Source organism: Pseudomonas abyssi (assembly GCF_003444685.1).
In the GTDB taxonomy this organism is placed as follows: domain Bacteria; phylum Pseudomonadota; class Gammaproteobacteria; order Pseudomonadales; family Pseudomonadaceae; genus Halopseudomonas; species Halopseudomonas abyssi.
Window position 1 is genome coordinate 114,662 of the sequence record NZ_LMAZ01000002.1, and the last position, 23,492, is coordinate 138,153.

Annotated in this window: 25 protein-coding genes; 3 read left to right on the forward strand and 22 right to left on the reverse strand. The window is 57.3% G+C overall.

The features are described from left to right. Positions 1-70: 70 nt before the first annotated feature. The 3 genes from hrpA to ASB58_RS08675 all read right to left on the reverse strand — a co-directional run bounded on the left by hrpA (position 71) and on the right by ASB58_RS08675 (position 7,668). A complete protein-coding gene (hrpA, locus tag ASB58_RS08665) occupies positions 71-3,979 on the reverse strand; it encodes an ATP-dependent RNA helicase HrpA (RefSeq protein ID WP_118130124.1) in 3,909 nt (1,302 codons plus the stop codon). An 84-nt stretch (positions 3,980-4,063) separates the two neighbouring features. Continuing rightward, a complete protein-coding gene (fadD1, locus tag ASB58_RS08670) occupies positions 4,064-5,752 on the reverse strand; it encodes a long-chain-fatty-acid--CoA ligase FadD1 (protein WP_096006404.1) in 1,689 nt (562 codons plus the stop codon). A gap of 230 nt (positions 5,753-5,982) precedes the next feature. After that, positions 5,983-7,668 (reverse strand): long-chain-fatty-acid--CoA ligase, encoded by a 1,686-nt coding sequence (locus ASB58_RS08675; RefSeq protein ID WP_118130125.1) that lies wholly within the window; start codon positions 7,666-7,668, stop codon positions 5,983-5,985. A gap of 214 nt (positions 7,669-7,882) precedes the next feature. On the opposite strand from ASB58_RS08675, the gene ASB58_RS08680 reads away from it, so the two are divergent. The 3 genes from ASB58_RS08680 (at position 7,883) to ASB58_RS08690 (ending at position 10,715) form a co-directional block, all read left to right on the forward strand. Next, positions 7,883-8,845, forward strand: coding sequence for an alpha/beta fold hydrolase (locus tag ASB58_RS08680; RefSeq protein ID WP_118130126.1), 963 nt, complete (start codon positions 7,883-7,885; stop codon positions 8,843-8,845). Further along, positions 8,832-9,302: a MaoC/PaaZ C-terminal domain-containing protein gene (locus tag ASB58_RS08685; RefSeq protein ID WP_096006401.1), complete on the forward strand. Its 471-nt coding sequence runs from the start codon at positions 8,832-8,834 to the stop codon at positions 9,300-9,302. Before ASB58_RS08680 ends, ASB58_RS08685 begins: the two co-directional genes overlap by 14 nt. Before the next feature lie 195 nt (positions 9,303-9,497). Continuing rightward, positions 9,498-10,715 (forward strand): MFS transporter, encoded by a 1,218-nt coding sequence (locus ASB58_RS08690; protein WP_118130127.1) that lies wholly within the window; start codon positions 9,498-9,500, stop codon positions 10,713-10,715. An 89-nt stretch (positions 10,716-10,804) separates the two neighbouring features. Here ASB58_RS08690 and ASB58_RS08695 read toward each other — a convergent pair whose 3' ends face one another. The 19 genes from ASB58_RS08695 to ASB58_RS19855 all read right to left on the reverse strand — a co-directional run bounded on the left by ASB58_RS08695 (position 10,805) and on the right by ASB58_RS19855 (position 23,444). Then, positions 10,805-11,569: a class I SAM-dependent methyltransferase gene (locus ASB58_RS08695; protein ID WP_202974613.1), complete on the reverse strand. Its 765-nt coding sequence runs from the start codon at positions 11,567-11,569 to the stop codon at positions 10,805-10,807. A 57-nt stretch (positions 11,570-11,626) separates the two neighbouring features. Further along, complete coding sequence (locus tag ASB58_RS08700; protein WP_118130129.1) at positions 11,627-12,088, reverse strand: GNAT family N-acetyltransferase; 462 nt, start codon at positions 12,086-12,088, stop codon at positions 11,627-11,629. A gap of 135 nt (positions 12,089-12,223) precedes the next feature. Continuing rightward, a complete protein-coding gene (locus ASB58_RS08705; protein WP_118130130.1) occupies positions 12,224-13,063 on the reverse strand; it encodes an alpha/beta fold hydrolase in 840 nt (279 codons plus the stop codon). 1 nt (position 13,064) lies between these two features. Continuing rightward, complete coding sequence (locus ASB58_RS08710; RefSeq protein ID WP_118130131.1) at positions 13,065-13,496, reverse strand: MarR family winged helix-turn-helix transcriptional regulator; 432 nt, start codon at positions 13,494-13,496, stop codon at positions 13,065-13,067. 223 nt (positions 13,497-13,719) lie between these two features. Continuing rightward, positions 13,720-14,337 (reverse strand): LysE family translocator, encoded by a 618-nt coding sequence (locus tag ASB58_RS08715; protein WP_118130132.1) that lies wholly within the window; start codon positions 14,335-14,337, stop codon positions 13,720-13,722. 39 nt (positions 14,338-14,376) lie between these two features. Then, positions 14,377-15,018: a type B chloramphenicol O-acetyltransferase gene (gene catB, locus ASB58_RS08720; RefSeq protein WP_118130133.1), complete on the reverse strand. Its 642-nt coding sequence runs from the start codon at positions 15,016-15,018 to the stop codon at positions 14,377-14,379. A gap of 340 nt (positions 15,019-15,358) precedes the next feature. After that, positions 15,359-15,868, reverse strand: coding sequence for a DUF6653 family protein (locus tag ASB58_RS08725; protein ID WP_118130134.1), 510 nt, complete (start codon positions 15,866-15,868; stop codon positions 15,359-15,361). Between the two features lie 99 nt (positions 15,869-15,967). Continuing rightward, a complete protein-coding gene (locus tag ASB58_RS20335; protein WP_202974621.1) occupies positions 15,968-16,162 on the reverse strand; it encodes an excalibur calcium-binding domain-containing protein in 195 nt (64 codons plus the stop codon). A 204-nt stretch (positions 16,163-16,366) separates the two neighbouring features. After that, a complete protein-coding gene (locus ASB58_RS08735) occupies positions 16,367-16,603 on the reverse strand; it encodes a helix-hairpin-helix domain-containing protein (protein ID WP_118130135.1) in 237 nt (78 codons plus the stop codon). Positions 16,604-16,697: 94 nt separating this feature from the next. Next, on the reverse strand, positions 16,698-17,240 hold the full coding sequence (locus ASB58_RS08740) for a DinB family protein (RefSeq protein ID WP_118130136.1): 543 nt from the start codon (positions 17,238-17,240) through the stop codon (positions 16,698-16,700). 353 nt (positions 17,241-17,593) lie between these two features. Further along, the gene (locus ASB58_RS08750) at positions 17,594-17,938 is read right to left on the reverse strand and encodes a hypothetical protein (protein ID WP_118130138.1); all 345 of its coding nucleotides are present in this window, start codon (positions 17,936-17,938) and stop codon (positions 17,594-17,596) included. A 488-nt stretch (positions 17,939-18,426) separates the two neighbouring features. Continuing rightward, complete coding sequence (locus ASB58_RS08755) at positions 18,427-18,789, reverse strand: hypothetical protein (RefSeq protein ID WP_118130139.1); 363 nt, start codon at positions 18,787-18,789, stop codon at positions 18,427-18,429. Positions 18,790-18,929: 140 nt separating this feature from the next. Further along, positions 18,930-19,259 (reverse strand): hypothetical protein, encoded by a 330-nt coding sequence (locus tag ASB58_RS08760; RefSeq protein WP_147336804.1) that lies wholly within the window; start codon positions 19,257-19,259, stop codon positions 18,930-18,932. A gap of 103 nt (positions 19,260-19,362) precedes the next feature. Next, positions 19,363-19,758, reverse strand: a complete 396-nt coding sequence (locus tag ASB58_RS08765; RefSeq protein WP_118130141.1) for a hypothetical protein — start codon at positions 19,756-19,758, stop codon at positions 19,363-19,365. Between the two features lie 82 nt (positions 19,759-19,840). After that, positions 19,841-20,155: a hypothetical protein gene (locus ASB58_RS19850; protein ID WP_147336805.1), complete on the reverse strand. Its 315-nt coding sequence runs from the start codon at positions 20,153-20,155 to the stop codon at positions 19,841-19,843. Between the two features lie 60 nt (positions 20,156-20,215). After that, positions 20,216-21,181, reverse strand: a complete 966-nt coding sequence (locus ASB58_RS08770) for an acyl-CoA desaturase (protein ID WP_118130142.1) — start codon at positions 21,179-21,181, stop codon at positions 20,216-20,218. 967 nt (positions 21,182-22,148) lie between these two features. Beyond that, the gene (locus ASB58_RS08780) at positions 22,149-22,445 is read right to left on the reverse strand and encodes a hypothetical protein (protein WP_118130144.1); all 297 of its coding nucleotides are present in this window, start codon (positions 22,443-22,445) and stop codon (positions 22,149-22,151) included. A gap of 90 nt (positions 22,446-22,535) precedes the next feature. Further along, positions 22,536-22,946: a WapI family immunity protein gene (locus ASB58_RS08785; protein WP_118130145.1), complete on the reverse strand. Its 411-nt coding sequence runs from the start codon at positions 22,944-22,946 to the stop codon at positions 22,536-22,538. Positions 22,947-23,051: 105 nt separating this feature from the next. After that, a complete protein-coding gene (locus tag ASB58_RS19855) occupies positions 23,052-23,444 on the reverse strand; it encodes a hypothetical protein (RefSeq protein WP_147336806.1) in 393 nt (130 codons plus the stop codon). Positions 23,445-23,492 lie beyond the last annotated feature (48 nt).

A 23,492-nucleotide genomic window follows, 5' to 3' on the forward strand; every position in this document is an offset into this window, starting at 1 on the left:
GCGCTAGCATAGACGAATAGCGCGTCAAGATCACGCCATTCGCCGCTCATGACGGCAAGTTCGCTGCCGCTTACTGGCTGCTCCCGTCCTGAATTTCACGCCAGAGTTTGCCCAGGCGCTTACTCGACACCGGCATGCGCGTGCCCAACTGCTGGGCAAACAGCGACACGCGGTACTCCTCCAGCATCCAGCGCCACTCATCCAGCCGGGGATCCCAGCGTCCTTCGCGCTGCCAGCGCTCGCTCAGCGCTTGATATTGTTGCCACAGCCCCTGTAGCTCGTCGGTCCAGGCACGGTCCCGCGGGACCTGGCCCGGCAACTTGCCCAGACGCTGCTCGATGGCGCTGAGATAGCGCGGATACTGGCTTAGCCACTCACCGGGAACGGCGCGGGCAAAGCCCGGATACACCAGATGGTTGAGCTGCTCGCGCACGTCGTTCATCGCCAGCGCATGGGCCAGCTCCACCTTGCCCTTGAAGCGCTTGCGCAACCCGTGCCATTGCTTGAGCACGGCGAGCAACTGCTTGGCCAGCTGCTCACAGGCCGGCACCCAATCGGCGCGACCCGCCTCCAGGCGCGCGGCCAGCGTTTGCGGGTCGCGCGGCAAGGGCGCGTCAGCCGGCAAAAACACACGATCAACGGCGCCCAGCAGTACATCATCGGTCAGCTGTTTCTGCGTGCCGAGATCCCGGTAATAGATGGCTGCGTCCTTCAGCGTGGTCAGCTTCTGGCGCAGATAACGGGCCTGCTCATTGAGCTGCGAGCTTTGCAGCAGCAAGCGCTGCAGACCCAGGCGGTGCTCGCGCAGGGCCAGCTGCGGCACGTCAAAGAGCTGCTCAACCACCTCTTCACCCTGCTCGACCCAAGCGGGATAAAAATTGACCGCAATACCGGCCTGCTTGCGCACCAGCGTCTCGGGCAACGCATAGCTGCCGGGCGCCTCGGCGGGGGCGCTTTGCTCCGGTTGTTCGACAGGCGCTGCCTGCAGCGGCAGTCCATCGATCTCGGCGCACAGCGCACTGTAATCACGGCCCGCGCAGATCGGCTTGCCGGCGGCGTCGACCACCTCGATGCGCATGCGCAGGTGGTCTTCCAGCTCGGCGTCAGTCCAGGCATCAGCGTCCAACCGCACCCCGGTCATGCGGGTCAGCTCGCGGCCCAACGCCTGGGTCAGGCTGCCCTCGGCAAAGGGCATGCGCTCCAGCGCCGCGCGGACAAAGTCCGGTACCGGCACAAAGTTCTTGCGGATCGCCTTGGGCAGCGCGCGCACCAGTGCCACGCACTTATCAAATAACAAGCCGGGTACCAGCCACTCCAGCCGCTGCGAGTCAATACGACGCAGCAAGGAGGCCGGGATGCGCACGGTCACGCCGTCCGCTTCATGGTTGGGCTCAAAGTGATAGCTCAGCGGCAGCGCCACCGACTCCCAACGCAGCACGTCCGGGTACAACTGCGCGCTAACGTCGTTGGCTTCACGCTGCAGCAGATCGTCACGCGTCATGTGCAGCAGCCTGGGCTCTTTCTCACTACTGCGCTTGAGCCAGCGCTCGAAACTGGCCAGTTGGTAGATGTTCTCGGGAATACGCTGATCAAAGAAGCGATACAGGGTTTCGTCATCCACCACGATGTCACGCTTGCGCGCCTTGGCTTCCAGCTCATCCAGTTGAGCCAGCAGTTGCTGATTGGCCTTGTTGAACGCCGCGCGGCCATGCCACTCGCCACCCACCAAGGCCTGGCGGATAAACAGCTCGCGCGAGGTCACCGGATCAATCGGGCCAAAGTGCACCTTGCGACGCGGCACGATGATCAGGCCATACAGCGACACCTGCTCGAAGGCCACCACCTGACCACGCTTTTTCTCCCAATGCGGCTCACTGTGGCTGGTCTTGACCAGATGCCCGGCCAGCGGCTCAACCCAGGCCGGGTCAATCTTCGCGGCCAGGCGGCCATAGAGGCGGCGGGTTTCAGTCAGCTCGGCGACCATCACCCAGGCCGGCTTTTTCTTCGCCAGGCCGGAAGAAGGGTGCAGCAAAAAGCGACGCTGCCGCGCGCCGAGATAATCACCCTCTTCGGTCTTGTTGCCGAGGTGGCTCAAAAGCCCCGCCAGCAGCGCCTTGTGTACCGGCTCATGGGAGGCTGCCTGGCGGTTTTCTTCCAGCCCCAGATCACGGCAGGTCAGGCGAATCTGGCGGTGGGTTTCGCGCCACTCACGCAGACGCAGGTAATTCAGAAAGTTGCGCCGACACCAGCTGCGCAGCTGGCTTTGCGTCAGCGCCTGGCGCTGCGCCTCAAAACCGTTCCACAGATTGAGAAAGGCGACAAAGTCGGTGCCCTCCTCGTTCCACTGGGCATGCGCCTGGTCAGCCGCCTGTTGCTTTTCCAACGGCCGCTCACGCGGGTCCTGCACGGCCAGCGCCGAGGCAATCACGGTAATCTCGGCCAGCGACTGCTGCGCGGCCCCTTCCAGCAGCATACGGCCGATGCGCGGATCGACCGGCAAACGTGCCAGCTGGCGGCCGATGTCTGTCATCGCACCGCTGCGCTCTACCGCGCCCAGCTCCTGCAGCAGGGTAAAACCGTCGCTGATGGCGCGGCCGTCCGGCGGCTCGATAAAGGGAAAGTCCTCAATGCGACCCAGGCGCAGATGCAGCATCTGCAGGATCACCGAGGCCAGATTGGTGCGACGAATCTCCGGATCGGTAAACTCGGGCCGGCCGTTAAAGTCGTCCTCGCTGTACAGCCGCACGCAGATACCCGGTGCCACGCGCCCGCAGCGCCCCTTGCGCTGATTGGCGCTGGCCTGTGATACCGCTTCAACCGGCAGACGCTGCACCTTGGAGCGCGGGCTGTAACGGCTGATGCGCGCCTCACCCGGGTCGATCACATAGACAATGCCGGGCACCGTCAGCGAGGTTTCTGCCACGTTGGTGGCCAGCACCACGCGGCGACCGGCGTGGGAAGCAAAAATCTTCTGCTGCTCGGCGGCGGACAGACGCGCGTACAGCGGCAGAATCTCGGTGTGCTTGAGGTTGGCCTTGCGCAGGTACTCAGCGGTATCGCGAATCTCGCGCTCGCCCGGCAGAAACACCAGCACATCGCCCGGCGTCTTGCTCTGACTGCGCTCGAACTGCTGAATCTCGCTCAGCGCGGCGACAATGCCCTGGTCAATGCTCAGGTCATCCTCGACGGTGTTGCCCTCCTCGTCGCGCTCGGCACTGAGGGGTCGATACCAGACATCGACCGGATAGGTGCGACCGGACACCTCGATTACCGGGGCGTTATCAAAGTGCGCCGAGAAACGTTCCAGATCGATGGTTGCCGAGGTGATGATGACCTTGAGGTCAGGGCGTTTGGCCAGGATGGTCTTCAGGTAGCCGAGCAGAAAGTCGATGTTGAGGCTGCGCTCGTGGGCCTCGTCGATGATCAGCGTGTCATAGCGATTGAGGTAGCGATCATGCTGGGTTTCCGCCAGCAGAATGCCGTCGGTCATCAGCTTGATCAGCGAGCGCTCGGAGGTCTGATCAGTGAAACGCACCTGATAGCCCACCAGTTCCCCCAACGGCGTCTGCAACTCCTCGGCAATCCGCGAGGCCACACTGCGCGCAGCCAGCCGGCGCGGCTGGGTATGGCCGATCAGCCCGTGGGTGCCGCGCCCCAGCTCAAGACAGATCTTGGGCAGCTGGGTGGTTTTACCGGAGCCGGTTTCACCGGCAATCACCACCACCTGATGCTCGGCAATCGCCGCCTTGATCTGCTCGCGCTTGTCGGCAATCGGCAGCGCATCGGGGTAGATAATCCTGGGAATCAACCGCGCCCGTTCAGCCACTCGCTCGCGGGAGGCGTTGAAACGCTCCAGCCAGCTGGCCGCCGCCCTGCCCTGATCATCGGCCGGCAGCTTTCTGAACTGCTGCTGTAAACGATGGCGGTCACTGGCCATGACCTGGGTGAAATCGGGCGCGCTGGCGTGCTTGGCTGACATACAGAATCCTGTGGCATGAAAAAACCCCGCCCGGCAATGCCGGGCGGGGTTCTATTGTCGCAAAAACGCGGGGACTGGTGCAGCTTACTGCTTGCCGAGTTTTTTCAGCTCTTCGTCACGCAGCTCGCGGCGCAGGATCTTGCCGACGTTGGTGGTAGGCAGGCTGTCGCGGAACTCGACGTACTTGGGCACCTTGTACGCCGTCAGGTTGCTGCGCATCTGACCCTTGACGTCCTCTTCGGTCAGGCTGGAACCGGCGGCCTTGACCAGGAACACCTTGATCGCCTCGCCAGACTTCTCGTCCGGCACACCAATCGCGGCGCACTGCTGCACGCCCGGCATGGCGGCCATGACGTCTTCCAGCTCGTTGGGGTAAACGTTGAAGCCGGAGACCAGGATCATGTCCTTCTTGCGATCCACGATACGCAGGAAGCCGTCTTCCTGGATGATCGCGATATCACCGGTTTTCAGCCAGCCTTCGGCGTCGAGAATTTCATCGGTCGCGTCCTGACGCTGCCAGTACCCCTTCATTACCTGCGGGCCCTTGACGCACAGCTCGCCACGCTCGCCCAGCGGCAGCTCATTGCCGTCTTCGTCGATCACCTTGCACAGGGTCGATGGGACCGGAATACCGATAGTGCCCAGCTGGATGTTGCTGATCGGGTTAACGGTGGCCACCGGGCTGGTTTCGGTCATGCCGAAGCCTTCACAGATGTCGCAGCCCGTGACCTGCTTCCAGCGCTCGGCGGTCGCCAGTTGCAGCGCCATGCCGCCAGACAGCGTCACCTTGAACTTGCTGAAGTCCAGCGCGCGGAAGCCCTCGTCATTGCACAGCGCAACAAACAGGGTATTCAGACCGACGAAGCCGGTGAACTTGAATTTGGACAGCTCTTTGACAAAGGCCGGAATATCGCGCGGGTTGGTAACCAGGATGTTGTGGTTGCCGCTGACCATCATGGCCATGCAATGGAAGGTGAAGGCGTAGATGTGATACAGCGGCAGCGGGCAGATGACCACCTCTTCGCCGTCGGTCATGTTGGACGCCATCAGCTCTTTGGACTGCAGCATGTTGGCGACCAGGTTGCGGTGAGTCAGCATGGCACCCTTGGCGACGCCGGTAGTGCCGCCGGTGTACTGCAGCACGGCAATGTCTTCGCCCTTGGGTGCGGCTTCATGGAGCTTCTGGCCGCGGCCCTTGGCCATGGCATCGTTGAAACGCACCATGCCGGGAATATTGTAGGCCGGTACCATTTTCTTCAGGTACTTGACCGCAGCATTGATCAGAAAACGCTTGAGCGGCGGCAACATGTCGCCCACTTCGGTCACGATGACGTGCTTGACGCCCGTCTTAGGCACTACTTCTTCAGCCAGGTGAGCCATGTTGGCAAGACACACCAGCGCCTTGGCGCCCGAGTCATTGAACTGGTGTTCCATCTCGCGCTTGGTGTACAGCGGGTTGGTGTTGACGACGACAAAACCCGCGCGCATGGCACCAAATACGGCAATCGGATACTGCAGCACGTTGGGCATCTGAATGGCGATGCGGTCGCCCGGTTGCAGGCCGCTGTGCTGTTGCAGGTAGGCGGCAAACTGACCGGACAGGGTGTACAGCTCACCGTAGGTCAGGGTCTTGCCGAGGTTGGTAAAGGCAGGCTTGTTGGCGAAGCGTTGACAGGAGTCTTTCAGAACCGCGAGGACATTGGGGTATGAATCGGGATTGATCTCTGAAGAAACGCCTTCCGGATATTTATCCTTCCAAAAATTTTCAAGCATCTAGCCTGCTCCTGAGTCTGCTGCAGTGGGTTCGCTGCTGTCTTATCGTTAGGTGCCTTTGGCACTCTTTATGTTGGCCCTGAAACGCCCTTTGCAGGCGCATCACGGGAAGCAAAGTGCTCGAAGACTAGCAGCTTTTACACAGGCAAACCAGCACCCCGAATCAGGCTCCGGAGCGCATCAGAACTGGCATTGCGGGTGACTGCAAGGTCACCCGCAAACCTTTGCGGTCACTCGTCGCGCAGTTCGCGACGCAGGATTTTGCCCACCGCAGACATCGGCAGCGACTCGCGAATCTCGTATTGCTTGGGCACCTTGTAGCCGGTGAAGTTGGCGCGGCAATACTCTTTCAGCTCGTCGATGGTCAGGCTCTTGTCGTTGGCAACCACGAAGAGTTTGACCGCCTCGCCGGACTTCTCGTCAGGGATACCGATAGCGGCAGCGTTCGCCACTTTCGGGTGCGCAGCAACTACGTCCTCGATCTCGTTCGGGTAGACGTTGAAGCCGGACACGATGATCAGATCCTTGATGCGATCAACAATGGACACAAAGCCGTCTTCGTCGATGATGGCGACGTCACCGGTGCGGAACCAGCCCTCGGCATCCAGCACTTCCTCGGTGGCTTCCGGGCGATTCCAGTAGCCCTTCATGACCTGCGGACCCTTGACGCACAGCTCGCCGCGCTCGCCAATGCCCTGCTCCACGCCATTCTCGTCAATCACCTTGAGCGCGGTGCCCGGGGCCGGCAGGCCGACCGAACCGATACGCGCCAGGCCATCACCGGGGCTGGAGGTTACCACCGGCGAACACTCGGTCAGGCCATAGCCCTCACCGATACGGCAGCCGGTGCGTTTTTCCCAGCGCTCGGCAGTTGCCTTGACCAGCGCAGTGCCGCCGGAGCCGGTGCTCTTGAGACGGGAGAAGTCCAGCTTGTCAAAGTCCGGGTGATCCATCAGCGCCACAAACAGGGTGTTGAGGCCGACCACCGAGGAGAACTGCCACTTCTTCAGCTCTTCGATAAAACCGGGGATATCACGGGGGTTGCTGATCAACACGTTGTGGTGACCGGCAATCATCATGCACATGCAGTTAACGGTGAAGGCAAAGATGTGGTACAGCGGCAGCGGCGCGATAATGACCTCGCCCGGCTCGCCGGCGATCTTCTTACCGTCACGGTCGATCTGCTGCATGTTGGCGTAGACCTGCAGCATGTTGGCGACCAGGTTGCCGTGGGTCAGCATCGCGCCTTTGGCAACACCGGTGGTGCCGCCGGTGTATTGCAGGACGGCCACGTCTTCCAGCGTGCGGGGCACGGCGGTGGGACGCTGGCCCTTGCTGCGCTTGAGCGCCGCCTTGAAGGAGATGGCCTGCGGCAGCGAGTAACTGGGCACCATCTTTTTGACGTGCTTGACCGCAGCGTTGATCAGCGTGCCCTTGATGGCCGGCAGCATGTCGCCCAGACGGGCTTCAAAGAGAAACTCGATCTCGGTATCGGGGAGCACTTCCTCGACCAGATGGCCGAACATGTTCATGTAGATCAGCGCGCGGGCGCCGGAGTCCTTGAACTGATGGCGCATCTCGCGGGCGGTGTACAGCGGGTTGGTGTTGACCACCACCAGCCCGGCGCGGATGGCGCCAAATACCGCGATGGGGAATTGCAGCACGTTGGGCATCTGGATGGCGATGCGGTCGCCCGGCTGGAGCGCCGTGTGCTGCTGCAGGTAGGCGGCAAAGGCAGCGGAGTAACGGTCCAGGTCAGCATAGGTGAGGGTAACGCCCATGTTGCTGAAGGCTGGCAATTGGGCGTGTTTGACACAGGCCTGATTGAACACATCGATGATCGAGCTGTACTGGCTCAGATCAATCTCGTTCGGAATCCCCTGTGGCCGTTTATCCGCCCAGAAAGACGCTTCCATCTTTTTCTCCTTTTCCCCGTTGTGCTTTTTCTTGTACCGGCCGCGGCCGACGGCTCTCGCGGGAGCCTAGCGTTGGACAAACCTATCAGGGCTTGAGGCAAACACAAAATCCAAGAGTGTTTCATTTGGTTTGTGAATATCGCCGCCTGCGAAGTATGCTGACCAACGTTGCAAGGTCAGTCATAACAACAACATAAACAGGACAAACGTCAGCATGCAGCCCACCGACCTCCCCCTGACATTGAGCACCGCCGACGGCGCCAGCCTGGCCATACATCACTGGCCCGCCGCCGGCACCGCTACCGCGCAACTGATCATCTGTCACGGCATGGCCGAGCACGGAGCCCGTTATGCCGCGCTGGCAGAACCGCTCAATGCCAACGGCATCAGCGTGCAGGCCATGGACCTGCGCGGCCACGGTGCCAGCACGCCCGAACTGCCGCGCGGCGTGCTGGCTGCAGGCGTCGACTGGAGCCACCTGGTGGACGACGTTGCGCTGCTGCTCAAGCGCACCCGCGCCGCCCACCCGAATCAGCCCATCGTGCTGCTGGGACACAGCATGGGTTCGTATCTGGCCCAGAGCGTGCTGATCGAGCACAGCGCGCTGGTCGACGTCGCGATACTCAGCGGCAGCCACGCCCAGCCCGCCGCAGCCAGCGCTGCCGCCGGCCTGGTCGCGCGCATCGAAGGCCTGTTGCGCGGCCCTCAGGCGCCGGCAAAAACGCTGGACCGCCTGTCCTTTGCCCAGTACAACCGCACCTTTGCTCCCAACCGCACGGCGTTTGACTGGCTGAGCCGTGATCAGCAGCAGGTCGACCGCTACGTTGCCGATCCATTATGCGGTTTTGTCTTGAGCTGCCATTACTGGCGCTGCCTGGCCGATGCGCTGCTGGCAATTGGCAGCCCCAGCAAACTGGCCCCTATCCGATCCGACCTGCCGCTGTTGATCATCGGTGGTGACGCAGACCCGATCAGTGCGGGCGGCGGACTGGAAAAACTGCAGCGCCGCTTGCGCGCAGCCGGACTCAGGCAGGTAGAATTGCGGCTTTATCCGGGCGCCCGCCATGAGCTGTTCAACGAGACCAACCGAGCTGAGGTCGTTGATGATCTGCTCGCCTGGCTCGCGCCCCATCTGACCGCCCTATCGCAACGGAGCCGCACCCATGCAAACCCTTGAAAATCGCACCTATGAAGAACTGGCCGTCGGCGAGCGCGCGAGCCTCAGCCACCAGGTTGAAGAGCGCGACCTGTTGCTGTTTGCCGCGGTGTCCGGCGACGTGAACCCGGTCCACCTGGATGAAGCATTCGCTGCCGCCACCCCGTTCAAGGGCCGCATCGCGCATGGCATGTTCTCCGGCGCCCTGATCTCCGCCGCCATCGCCTGCGAGCTGCCGGGGCCAGGCACCATCTACATCGGTCAGGAGCTGAGCTTCCTGCGTCCGGTGCGCCTCGGTGACACCGTGACCATCGAGCTGGAAATCCTGGAAAAGCTGCCCAAGAACCGGGTCAAGATCGCCACCCGCGTGATCAATCAGGATGGCAAACAGGTCGTCGACGGCACAGCCACCGTCATGGCCCCTACCGAGAAAGTGAGCATTGCCCGCCCAGCGGCGCCGGCCGTACAACTGGGCTAACCCCCTGCCCAACCGACAGCGCCCGGCGGCAGATGCCGTTCGGGCGCGCGTCTTGCCGGGCTGCCCGACACACCGCTGCGCAACCCGCGCCAGTGAATGAAACGCCAACAACAGGCGTTATCCTCATGGCAGTTACCCGCCCGCTGACGTTCACTGTCCGTCAGCTACCCCCAGCAGAACAACAAGAGACATACCATGCATTCGAGCACCGCCCGCCCGAACATGCTCATCACGGTGCTGTGCGCCATGCTCAGCGCACTGGTCGTGATCGGCTTTGGACGCCTGGCCTACGGCGTGATCCTGCCATCCATGCGCACCGACCTGGGCCTCAGCTACCAGCAGGCCGGCATGCTCAGCACCGTCACGGCGCTCAGCTACGTCTGCTTCGTTCTTGCCGGCGGACTGGCCGCCGCCCGCTGGGGCACCAAAGCGTCCATCATCTTCGGCATGCTCAGCGTGCTTACCGGATTCAGCGGCCTGATCTGGGCCTCGCACTTCTGGCTGCTGGTGCTGTGGATGGGCCTGCTGGGGTTTGGCTCGGCCTTTGTGTTCGCCCCTATGGTGTCGCTGCTTGCGGCCTGGTTTCCGGAACGACGCGGCCTGGCGATCGGCGGCATGAGCAGCGGCGTCGGCATCAGCACCCTGCTTACCGGCATGCTGGTGCCCTATCTGCTGACGCAGTTTGGCGACCAGGGCTGGCGTATCAGCTGGGGGCTGTTTGCGCTGATCGCGCTGCTGGTCACGGTGCTGATCGCCCTGTTTATCCGCAACCCGCCGCAGGCCACGCCCAGCATGAGCAGCAAACTCTCCGCAGAAGAAAAGCAGCGCATCTACCGCAACCCGCGCGTGCTGATCGTCGCCTGCGCCTACGGCGCGGTTGGCCTGGGCTACATCGTGCAGACGGTGTTCATGGTCAGCTACATGGTGGAAAGCGGCCACAGCCCTGCGGTAGCCGGACGCTATGTGGCGCTCATGGGGTTGCTGTCGATTGGCGCCTCGCCGGTGTGGGGCTGGCTCTCGGACTACACCGGGCGCGGCAAGGCTCTGGCCTTGTCACTGCTGATGGTCATCGGCGCCATGGCGTTGCCACTGATCGACCAGTCCCTGCCCTACTTTTTTGTGCACTACCTGCTGATGGGCATCTCGGTGAACGGCGTCTTCTCCATGGTGCAGACCAGCGCTACAGAGCAGGTTGCGCCGCGCTACATCCCGGTCGCCTTCAGCTTTGCCACGCTGTTTTTTGCCGTCGGCCAGTTTCTTGGCCCAGCCATCGCCGGTTGGCTGATCGAGCGAACCGGCGGCTTTGTCGCCGCGTTCAGCTACACCATTGGCGTGCTGAGTGTCGGCTTGGTCCTGGCGGTGATGATCAGCCGTTTTCCGGATCATCTGGCGGTAGAAGACGCAGCGCGCTGAGCCGGCCGCACCGACTGTGGCAGCAATAACAGGCTGCCGCAGTCAGCTGGGTACCGGCCTGCAAGGGCCAGCAGCCCCGCTGATGCGCGCTAGGCGGGTTTGCGCGCTTTGATGGAATACAGCAGCGGAACCTGATTTCCCTTCAGCAACATCTGATAGCCACAGCCCGGAACATACTCCAAGCCATCAAAGCACTCATAAGGGCTGTAGGGATGTTCTGCAAACGACTCCAACACCAGCCCCGCGCCAAGCAATGCACTTACCACCTCGCCCAGCGAGTGAGACCAGGTGGCGGTAGGCGAGGTAGTTCCGTCACAGTTCTCGGTGTAAGTGCCCTCCTCTTCTACCGCAGGTTCAGCTGTCGAAAAGTACGGGTAACCGGACAACAGGTCGTTGATGGCATGAAACTCCACCAGATGAAACTCACCACCCGGCTTCAACGAGCGGGCAATCAAGCGCGCCCAGTCGGCCAGATCCGGCAACCAGGTCAGCACACCATAGGAGGTGAAAACAACATCAAACTCGCTGGTATTTTCTCGACCGAAGCTGACGATATCACTCTCCACAAAGGCTGCTTCGAGCCCCAATGACTGCGCCAGTGCGTGCGCCTGGTCTATCGCCGCAGCGGACAAATCGACGCCGGTGACCTTCGCCCCCAAGCGAGCCCAGGACAGGGTGTCCAAACCAAAATGACACTGCAGGTGCAGCAGTGTTTTGCCCTGCACCTCCCCCACTTGCTCTAGCTCAACCGGGTTCAACGAGCACTTACCCTTTTTGAACGCAGCTACATCATAGAACTCGGAGGCAACATGCACCGCCGTTCGCTTATCCCACGCCGCCTTGTTGATACTCAAATAATCCAAGCTTTACTCCTATCGCATCAGCGATGCCGACGGTTTTCGAGCGTCAGCTCACACATGCCGTTCCATCGAAAAGTTAATCAAATTCACACCCTGGCGCTGCACGCTGTTCTGCTTGAGCAGCGAGAATCCACGTCGCTCAAAAAACGGCCGGGCAATCAGCGAGGCCTCAACATACAGGCGCTTTATGCCTGTCTCCCGGGCTTGCTGCAGCACATGCGCGTATAGCGCAGATGCCACTCCCTTCCCCTGACAATCTGGGTGGGTATAGGTGCAGTCAATATGTCCGTCGGCGTCCAGCTCGATAAAACCGGCAACACGGTCATCGATGATGGCCACAAAAGGCTGTTTTAGCGCCAGGCGCTCGGCCCACGCCTGATAATCAATGGGCGCAGGCGCCCAGGCCTGTTTCTGCTCTGGCGTATACACCGCCGAATCAATCGCGTGTACCGACTGATAGTAAAGATCAGCAATATCCCGGGCCCAGGCAGGTGAATAACAGCGAATGTCCATAGCAGCCCTCTTCCTCAGTGTGTGCAGACGCTGACAAGCGAGAAAACTCTGAGCGGACTCGCAATACCCAGCAGATCAGACGCAGCGATGATACGCAGTCAACACAGCCGGCGCAGCCGCGCCGTGCAGCTGCTGCTAACGCGCCAACAAAAACGACATAACCGCCTGGTTAAATGCAGCAGGTTGGTCCATCAACGGCAGGTGCCCGGCATTGGCTATACGGCACAGTGTGGCATTGGGCATCAGCGCGGCAGCCTTGGCTGCACAGGCCACCGGAAACAGGCGATCGTCCTCTCCCCAGATCAGCAGAGTGCGGTGTTGAATGCTGCCCAAGGCAGCGCTAGAGAACGCCGACACCGCAGCCCCGCGGCCTTGCGAGAAAGCCTTCTTTCCACCCGCACGCCTCAATACCTCCAGAGAATAACGCGCGTGATCCGGATCGCGACGCGCCGGGTCAAAGAGGATATAGCGAGCATAAACGTGATTGGCCAGCGATGAGGGGAAGGTGTTGAGCCACAGCATGCTCAATAAGGACATCAAGGGTGGCTTTGCCCCCAGACCACCCGAATCGACAAGCACGAGTTTATCCACCATCTCCGGACAGTCCAGCGCAAATTGCAGTGCAACCGCGCCGCCTTGGGATAACCCGATAACGTGTGCCTTAGCAAGGCCGACAGCGTGCAGAAACTGCTTCAGCCAGTGGGAGAAAACCGCTTTGTCATAACGGGCATCCGGCTTGTCAGACTCGCCATACCCCACGATATCCGGTGCAACAACGTGAAAATGCTCGGCCAAGGCAGCCACTGCGGGATACCAGGTAACCGCGCCGGCACCCCCACCGTGCAGACAGACGACAGGCGTTCCGGCACCCGCCGCCAGATAGGCGGTGTTCACCGAGCCGCTCGTGACGGTGGCCTGGGTGACAGGCACCCCCATCTTGTCGATCAGCGCTTGCCGGGCAGACGACTTGCCCATGTCAGCGGATGTCCCTGGCAACCGATTGCAACAGCTCACTCAGAGCGTCTAGCTGCGGCGCGTCCAGCCGCTCAAATAGCGCCCCCGCCGCCTGGGCAAACGACACCTGGGCATCTTCAAACACCTGTCTCCCTGCAGCCGACAGCGCCACCAGGCTGACGCGGGCATCGCGGGGATTTTCTTCCTTCTCGACCAGCCCCATTTTCTCCATGGGATTAATCAGCCGGGTGATACCCGACGGAGTCAGGCCAACCTTTGCGGCCAACTCGCTGCGTTGCAGGGTCTTGGCGGGCGAGGTGTGCAACTGGTTGAGCACCAGGTATTCGGTGACCCCGATACCATGCACAGACAGCGCACTGCCCAGACGTTTCTGGATACTACCGCTCAGGCCGATGATGCTGATCACCAAGCCCACATCTCTTTCCTCTGTCATGCTGCCCACCTTGCTCGACGTATTGAGGCAGCAAGACTACGCTCACTTTGTTGACCAATCAACCATCAGACAACAACTAAGCAATCAAAATACTAAGCCCATCGCCAAAAGCACATGCATCAATACAGTGGCGACCGAAACGAGAGAGAACGGCTGAGCGAGTGCCGGAATCCAACGGGGCGAGCGCAGCATCAACCCGCCGGCACGCGAGATCATCGAGTCATCAGTTACGCGACACGAGATAGACACCGGCAGCGACCATAATCGAGCCCGCGCCCCTGTTCAGCCGCCTCACCGACGACTCAGATTTGAAAAACCGCCGCGCCCGGGCTGAAAACAGGGCAATACTCATAAGCCCGATCATCAGCCCCACCAGGGTCAGTAGCGCCGCCACGGCGATATCGCCCCCAGCCAGGGCATCCAGATCCATAAAGGTCGGTAGAAACGCGATGTAGAACAGAATCACCTTGGGGTTGGAGGCCGAGATAAGAAAGCCCTGCAAAAAGCTCAGCGCCCCACCTTTCGCGCTTGGCGCGGCTTCCGCCGTACTGAGGTCCAGCGGCGCCGTCCACATCTTCCAGCCCAGATAGGCCAGATAAACCGCGCCGGCAATACGAATCAGCGTAAACACCTCACCCCAGTGGGTCGCCAGCGCAGCAAGCCCAATACAGGCGGCGATGAGATAAAGCATGTCGCTGACCGTCATGCCCAGGGCCAGCCAAAAGCACGAGCGTGCACCACAAACCAGCGCACGCGCCAGAATCGCGAACACCCCGGGGCCAGGCGTCACGCCGAAAATCAACACCGCCAGAAAGAATGAAATACCACTTTCCCAAGTCAAAACAGCACCTCAAAAGGATTGTGAAGCAACAACCGGCAACTACCCCTGCTCAACCACACGGCCTTGCCACAGCCGATACAGCCCAGTGATGTCAGACGAGCACAACAGCGGCATAGCATCCTCAAGCTGCTCCAGCGGCCAGTCCCACCAACACATCTCAAGTAGCATGGAAATCTCCTCGTCAGAGAAGCGTTTTCTGATCGCCCTGGCGGGGTTGCCACCGACAATGGTGTACGGCGCTACATCCTTGGTAACCAGCGCCCGGCTGCCAATCACCGCCCCATGGCCGACCGTCACGCCCGGCATGATCATCGCCTCAGAGCCGATCCACACATCACTGCCGATGACGGTGTCACCTGCCTTTTCAAACGCATCCACTGCCGTTGCAAAAGCCGGCTCTTCGTTCATGTAAAAGAACGGAAAAGAAGAAACCCAGTCGTACCGATGCCCCTGGTTACCCGCCATGACAAAGGCGGCGCCTGAGCCGATGGAACAAAAGCTGCCAATGATGAGTTTGTCTACATCATCACGATCAGGCAGGAGGTAACGGGCACAATCATCAAACGAATGCCCGTGGTAATAACCAGAGTAATAGCTGAAACGCCCTACCTTGATGTTCGGGTTGGTCACCTGCTCGGCAAGCACCTTCCCCTTGAACGGGCTCTCGAAGAAGTTATCCATCGCGTGTCATATCCGATAGCAACGCCAGCCGACAGGCCTGGGCGCAATAAAAAGAAAAGCCGGTTTGGCCCAGCCAGGAAGACGCATCCTACGCCATGGCACAGCGCCCATCCACGAAGAGTGAGGTGTTTTGAGCCTTTCACATGACGCAGGCGTGCCACCCGGCAGAGACACTTGGTGCGCTAATACGGCAATCACCTGACAGTTGACCATTGTCAGAGGAGACATACGGCCTCGAACCCGGTTAGGAAACGGGTACCCCCTACCTGTTCGTAACCTGGAGACGGACGCACAGCGACGCAGGTTTTCTAGGGCCAGCGCGGCAGACGTGAATTACCTTTTATGTTCTGTACCACGCCGCATAGATAGCATTAGTATTTTTCATATCCAGGTACAACCACACCATTCGGTCAACAAACCATGCCTTGAAGACCATTATCCAGAGATTCCCAAGCAGCAAAACCCAAAAATCCAATGCATAGACACCATATAGAAACAATGGAAGGCCTATTACAGACAATATCTGTAGAGTTCGACAGGCGTTTATATGGTGCTTAGGAATGCACTCATTTTTACGGTTGAGATAGATACGCTCGCCAAACGTCCCCATGGAGGCCCAATTATCTGTTTTACTTGGCGGCTTGAACAAGCGGGGGTTTAGCCACACCCAAATAAAAGACAGCAGCACCGGCACAATAAAATAAAGACCAATCCAGTCTCTAGACCAAAAGCACACAGACATGATCGGCAGCACGGTAAACCGGGTATAAACACTCCATGGGTTAGAATGCCTATTCCAAACCTCGTCGGTCATGGACATGCTTTTCGCAGCGTACTTAAGAAGATCCATGCTTTTACTCCTAAAGAGATAACGCACACTAAGCAGCGCTTTGATAATACCGTCCGCCAATGGACGGGGCAGGTTAAGCCCTATCTGTAAGCGCCGCGGTTAAAAGCGAGAGTCATTTTCGCAAGGAATGCCGTCACGATCACCATCCATTTTGGTATTCGGGCAGTTTCTTGTAAAAAACTCCGCTTCGGCCCGCGACGTCATTTGGCTGCAATGCTGGCGCCCATCACAGCTAAAACGGGACTGAGCGCTTTGAGCTGGAGCCTGTCTATAAGACTCACCTGACACAGGCATACTGGAAGAGTTATCTACCTTTTCCGAATAAAATTTCCACGCACCGAAGCCTACAAGAACGATCAATATAAATTTTTTCAAGCACAGCACCTTGATTTAATCGCGTTATAACGCCGAGCCGTTGGCAGGCTGAAGCGAAGCGTGAGCCGTCAGGGCCGGGAAAGCGACGGCGACAGCAAGTTGTTATGTGAACTCGTCACCCCCCTACACACCTTGTCTAGCCCTCTCTATTGCGGACTTGACCGCCGACAAGGCTTGAGGACTATTTTTCCAGCAAGTGGTTCTGAGCATGGATGCCACTCTCTCAGCAATTTCTTTCGGCTCATAATTCGCCAACACAGAAAACGAATCTATCCCTACTTCCTCAAAACGTTTAACTACCGTAGGCCCAACGCCTTTCACCGCCAGCAGTGCGGCTCTCTCTGATTCGCTGAATGCCATATTGGAACTCCCTAAGCCCTACAACGCTTTTTTGCGGCACCCCGGAAGGGGCCGATGGACGGCCCTCGGGCCGGGAATCTACTTAAGCGACGCGTTATACGCGAGCTTCCTCCGGAATCAAAGCCAACAAGTCAGTAACCCCAACGTCAACACCTGCCTGTGATAACAAAGCGGAAACCTGCCCTCGATGGTGAGTTTGATGATTAAAAAAATGAAGGACGAGACTCGAATATCGCTTGCTGGCCGAGACCCCTTTGGTGTTGCGGTAGCTGAGAACGAAATCCAGATCACCTTCGCTTAGTTCGGCTATCCAGCTAATAATTTGCCGGTCAAGCCAGGCTCGATGTTCAGATAAGCTACCAATGTCGTCAAACAGGAGCTGGCGTAGGCTTGTCGGATTTGGAAGGTTGGCGACCTCTTGTAGCGAACTCATGCATGATGGATGAGTGGCAAACCGCTTCAGCCAGATGGTGTCAGCAACGAGAATATGATTCAGAGTTCCAAGAATGGAGCCAAAAAACGCCGCACGATCCTTAGCCAGGTCTGTTGCAGAGAGCAAACTTGCAGACTCGTAAATCTTCGAATTCATCCATTGATTGTAAATGGATAGCAATTCAAGGTGATTCTTTAGGCTCATCTGAGTTACCTATCATGTACATCATTCTAATAACCGGTAGCCGAAGCGCAACATATACTGTCCGGAGCGCGCCTTTCGCGCGCCAAGTTAACTAGCGTGCCATGTGGTTTGGAGCTAGGCCTTTTTACAGGCAACAAGCTTGGTCTCCCCGCCCAAGAAAGTCTGATACTGACAGGCAACCCTTTGCCCTGGCGTAAATTCCCAGACCTCGTCCGCTGGCACCTTTTCAGAATCAGCGATCGTGTAGGCCCCGGCGCTATCCTTTAAAGCGCTCACCGGGCGCCATACAGAGGTGCCTTCATCCAATAGCTTTACGTAAATCGTTTCCATGCTGCCTTAAGACCTGCAACGCTTTAACCAGCCGGCGCATCCACAGCGGGCAGCAGCTGCTGGCTGGAGCGAATGCGCTCAAGAATATGACAAAGCTCAAGCTGATCACACCCTCTCTCTGGTATCACGCCATCCACCCCCAGCTCACAAAACTCAAACCCTTCTTCTATATCTTCGTAGTAAATAATGCCTGCACCGGCCTCAGCCACAACAAACACATATTCCACTTCGCCAAACCTGCGAATACCGCAGCGCCTGTGTGGCACTTCAATTTCATGGAATAAAGCTACCAAGCCATCATCACAACCCAAAAGCTGCGCCTCAATCAGGGATAAAAGCTCTTCTTCAGAAATCGGCGTCCATTCCATAATTAGCTCCAACATTTCAAGCAAAGGTCGGTTTTTTTCAGTCTCGGCGCGAGGCGCCTTTCCTGCTTTGGCAGGTTAACAGTTCGGCGCGAGACTAATACTCCGAACCAAAATCAAAATTAGCAACATAAAAGTGGAGACTGACAAGAGAGCCCCTCGCGCGCGCCCAGTGAGCGTGAATGAATAGACAAGAGGAAACAGGGTTACCAAAACCGAACAGCCCAAAATAATGTTCAACGAGCTTACAAACGCCTGACCGAGGAAAGGACTAGCAGCAGAAGCCCAGATTTCAACATTGCATGTTTGGATCGCGAAAGCTAATGAGCCGAAAAGGACCGAGACAATCACTCCAACAAGCATTAGGTTGCAATAAGCAATTTTTATAATCGCAGCTTGATTCATAGTGCGCAGTTAAGCCCCCTCCATTGACCGGAACAGCTGCGCTGCGTCGGGCGCCGAAGGTCGGCATGCTGCGATTCCCAGGCAACTCACCACGAAATAACTACCAATCCCAGCCCCACGGCAGGCGCCGTGAGAAAAGAAACCAAATAGCGCGACCGGAGCGGCATGCTCTTTGGCAAGAACATACCCAGAGCAAGGCCTATGGCTAGAAATACTAAGTAAGGCAGAAATGACATTATGAAAATTGCCTCAAACATCGAGAGTTCATCCGGCGGAAAAAGGATATGAGTGATACTTCCAACAATATAGACAAGCAGAAAAGGTGATACAGCCCCGACCACTGGAACAATAACCCTACGAAACTCGACCTTTTCAAGTGCCATATAGGCGAGCACAAAAGGCAGGGCGAACTCAAATAAAATCACAATAATGGTCAGGTAATAGTCCATACTTTCCTTAGACTTAACGCCGCCAACAGTAACTGCCCGACGTTGTGCGCCGCCGGAGGGCCGCAAGACCGAAGCAAACCGCTTGGCCTAGCTGTGCGTTGCCTCTGGCACCGAGCACCGAGCACCGAGCACCGAGCGACTTACAGGCACTGTGCCTTTAACTCCTTAAACAGCTCTTTACCTTGCTCGTTGAGGCTTTCACCGCGCTCACCGCAAAGCTGGACGTATGGTGAGTTCAACCATGTGGCTTCAATTGCTCGCAGCCGGATAGCCTCCAACCTTGGATCAGCGATTTCACAGGCCTCAAAGTAGTCCCACCCTTTGTAATCAACATCGTCGTTGATCCACGAATCAAGGAGTTCCATAACCTCTTCTGGCTCCCAATCTACGGGGCCATTATTCCATTTATTGAAGCCATAAACGCAAACTACAACGAGGACACCGATGCCAGCCAAAAAAATTATGCTCATATCAATTTACGCATAACGGCGCCAACACAGGCCGAGCGAAGCGAGGCCCGGTGCAATGCGTTTTTTTTTGCAGTACACGATGTTGCCTTACCTTATTAGTGGCTTACGCAACTTGAACCTCATTGAAATTTGGGTTTTCCTCTAGCAGCGTTTTAAAAAACACAAAACAGCTGTCCGAAACACTCATTTTATTCTTGCCGAAGAGCCTCTCCTTAAAAGTTCGACGTTTATCAACCTGGAACACCCACTCGATTTCCTCATTTGGATTACCGCCCTCTTCGAAGTAAGCGCAAGCGCCGATTAGATAGTTATTACCTTCAAATTCCAACTCACTATACCAGCCCCAGTCTTCAGCATCAGGTTCAGAGATTTCAACCTTCCCCGCCAACTCGGATTTTAGCCACGCAAGTAGAGAGATTCCGTAAATCGGGTTTATGGGGCTCTCTCGCTCTTTAGAAACATCGAACATTGATGTCTTAAATTGTATAGTTTGCTTCATAATTATCCCCACCCGCTAACCCTTGAGGCCGACTAAAATGAGACCACAACTCCGGAGGGGCGAGCAACATGAGTTAGCTATGCTAAACCCCATCCAGCACTCCCCAGGCATACCATTTGGTTACGACTCCACTCTCGCTATATATAACTTTAATACCGCCACAAGATTGAACAAAAGGCCACCCCCAATAAGGCCTGCATTGAATAAAGCTTTTAACAATCTGACCCTGGTAAGTACTTTTCATGAATTCAAGATTAAGACACCCTTCAACAGCGCCCATGCCTTTACCAACCTCAACACATGACCGGCCCAATGCTGCATATTCTTTTTCTATTCTTTCCGGAGCCACACACCCCATCAACAAGATAATGGAAATAGCCACCAATGTATTCTTCATACGCTGAGCTCCAATGAAACATAACGCCGCCAGCATGCGCGTGTCGCGTGCATGGCCTTGTTATCTATTTCCTCGAATAAACTTTGCGATGTCACAGTCCTCAGGCGCTCGCTCGACACGCTTTTCCAGATCGATGCTCTCAGAAATAAGCTCAGGCCGCGGCGGTAGATCCCTTGGTAATTGGATATTCTTGACGATACCCAAGTTGTGCAATGCGTTCAGAACCCACCAGCCTGGATCTGGTTCATCCTTATATAGACCAAGCATGGCCGAGCCGGGATACGCATGGTGATTGTTGTGCCATGCCTCTCCCATGGAAAGAAACCCAGCAAGACGTATATTATGACCCTGCACCGCTGCGCCATCTACTCGCCACGTACGCCCCCCACGATTATGTGCAAAATAGCCTATGAGCCAGTGCCCACCCACAGAGACAACCAGGCGCACAGAAATCCCCCAGACGACCCAGCTTAGGCCACCAAACAAATAAAGCGGCAACGCAAGTGCTAGCTGTTGGCACATCCATGTTTTTTCAATGAATCGATAAAATGGATCGGACCAGACAGAATCCTCGATAAAGAAGTCAGGCCCATTTTTCAGCTCCAGATCGCAGTTAAGCTGCCACCAGCCATCTTTCACTATGCTGGAGCCATGTAACAGATAATCGTGACAGTGAGTCTGGCGCTGCGCCCAGTCCCTCAGGTCATGTTGTTTCATCATTCCGATCGGCCCCGCCATACCCACCAACGTGCCAAGATATACAAACAGGTACTCCATCCATTTTGGGCATTCGTATGACCTGTGGATCAGAAGCCTATGCATGCCTAACGAGTGGCCAAAGCATAAGGTAATGCCGGTTAGCAAAATGAATACACCAACTGAGGAGAGGCTAACGACAAAGGGAGCCAGAAAAATTGCGGCCAATAAGTGAAAATTAAACCAAAGCGACTTAATCGGGTTCCATACTACCCGCCCAACGAATGCGTCGGTATCAGGCTTGGCTTTAACTCTTTCGGTGCTATGCATGACTCTCCAGAGATAGATAACGCCTGAATTAAGCCGAGCCACGAAGCGGCTTCAGCTTGAATGAATTGTTAGGCTGCGTACCGCTCACTGCAACCAGCCAGAATCGTACGTCCGACCAGTGCTTGATATGAGCACGGCTCGAGTGTGCAAAGAATAGCCATCCTTGTCCCACGGCGCCGGCGTGGCGTAGAGAGTCATGGAGGACACGTCACTGGTGGAGAAGCCATGCTTTGCAAGAAGCGTCTTAGCGGTGGCCTGAAGGGAAGCTAGTGCTAAACGCAGCGGCTGAAGCTTTGCGGCCTTAGGCGGATAGGGTGCCGGGGCAAGAAGATCAATCTCCGTAGTCTCTACTCCCGCGGCGCGAAGCGCCTGAGCGAGGTGAGGCGAGACGCAGCTAAGCCCGCTGCCTGCATGATGCGCAAGATTGTGAGCTACACCTGCGAGTTTCGACATCCTGCCCATAGCGGCCTAACGCCTGCAGCAACGGCCGTAATGTAGCAGCGAAGCTGCGGAATGAAGGTCCAGCCCCGTAGGGGCGTTGACACCACAGTCACTTGTTAGGGCATTGGCAATCATATGCAATCTCCGTTTGAACAAGCGGTTAAGAATGCCATAAGCCAGAGAATAAGCGCGAGGAAAGGGATGTAAAGGACCACAGAGATGAATTTAATGGTGGGGCTTTGAAACTCGAACCGGCTGAAGCCAAATGAACCTAGCGCGATACCAGCACCCAAGAGAATTATCGCTGGCGGCCATTCTCCGGCGATAGATCCAAACCAATAAGCGCTCTGTGCGCCAAAAATAACCAAAGCCGCTGGGAGTGGTAGAAGACCAAGCCAACATAGAATTTTTTGATTATTGCTCATGACCATTCTGGTGCCCTAACGCCCGCAGCATGCGCGGTTTTGTAATGGAGGCGCAGCCGCAATGGAAAAGCCGTCGCTGTGCCTGCTATTGTTATGCATTGCTAGATCACCCAAGACAGAAGCCAGCCCAGAACCAGAGCCAGTGGCGGCATCCCAACGGCTAGCTGTGCCTGTGGTGTTCCAAATGCTCGGCCAGCGAGCGACAGAATAATCGTGGCCAGCCATACAAGTGCGACACCATAGAAGGCAATGCCTGCGAAGTTATTAAAGCGATTCCAGGCTTCCAGGTCCCCGACGCCAGACTTATCCATTAGTTGATCCGCTTGCCATGCGAGTCCTAAAAACCCCGCGACCAAGAGCAGTTGAACCAATAACGAGATGTTTAAAACTCTATTCATGCACGACCTGCATAACGCCAGGAATAAACGGCGCCCTGACAAGGGAGTCCGGGGGAGGCCCATCGAGCCGGAACGAATTTGATTGCCTTGTTAAACGGCACGCGCCGGATACCGTTTAAGGGCTGCCTGCAGCGTATTAATGATTCCTGGCACATGCGTTTGATCAATCTCGAGCTCGAATACGAGCGTGTTTCCTGTTCCGGCATAGTCCGTTGCCTCACCGCGCAGCCTGATGTGGCCTTTGAGGTCACACTCCAACACCAGCTCAAGCTGCGCTTCATATGAGGTGAATAATGCGGAGCCAGATAGATCTCGGTGCATCTTCTCAAGCTGAGCCTCAAAGGAGGAGAAGGCCCAGGAATTGAAGGACGCCGAATAGCTCCCCCTGAATCCGCCAACAACAACCTCAACTGCAGCCGAGAACCAGCCATCGCCGTTCTCTTCCCGGATCGAAACCCGCACGTACTCGGCTTCTTCGCCACCAATGTGAAAGGCAAGCACTCCGCTCTCCATGCCGTTTAACGCCCCAAGCAGAGGCTTATTTTGCGTTTTGGAGCGAAGCGACAGCGAAATAAGCCCTGCTGGCTTGGCTTGTTATGTCCGTCGTTAATCAAGCAGCTCTTCCCGAGCAAGGTTTATATGCTTCCGGGCGGCGCCATATGGAAACGAGATATTGTGCTTCTTCCAGCGCGACTCCGACAGTTTAAGTGCCTCCTCAATCGCGCTGAGAAAGAACTCGGACGCTGCTTGCTTATCCGCGCTCTGTGCTATTTTCTCAGGAACCGCGACCTGAATCATGAACCCTTGCTCTTTAGAGGAAAACCGTCCAGTACGGAGGCCAGTATAGGACGGGCTGATCAACGAACCCGGAAAGTGGAATACGACGTTGAGGAACGGCCGACTTTCATTACCCTTGAAGTATCCCCACGCGCTCTTTAGTGCACTTTCGCATGGTAGGGACTCCGGCCCGCCCATCACCGCGCCTATGGATATGGTCACGGACTCTCCTCCTCAGACATAACAGCTGATTTGACAGAAGGCTTCATC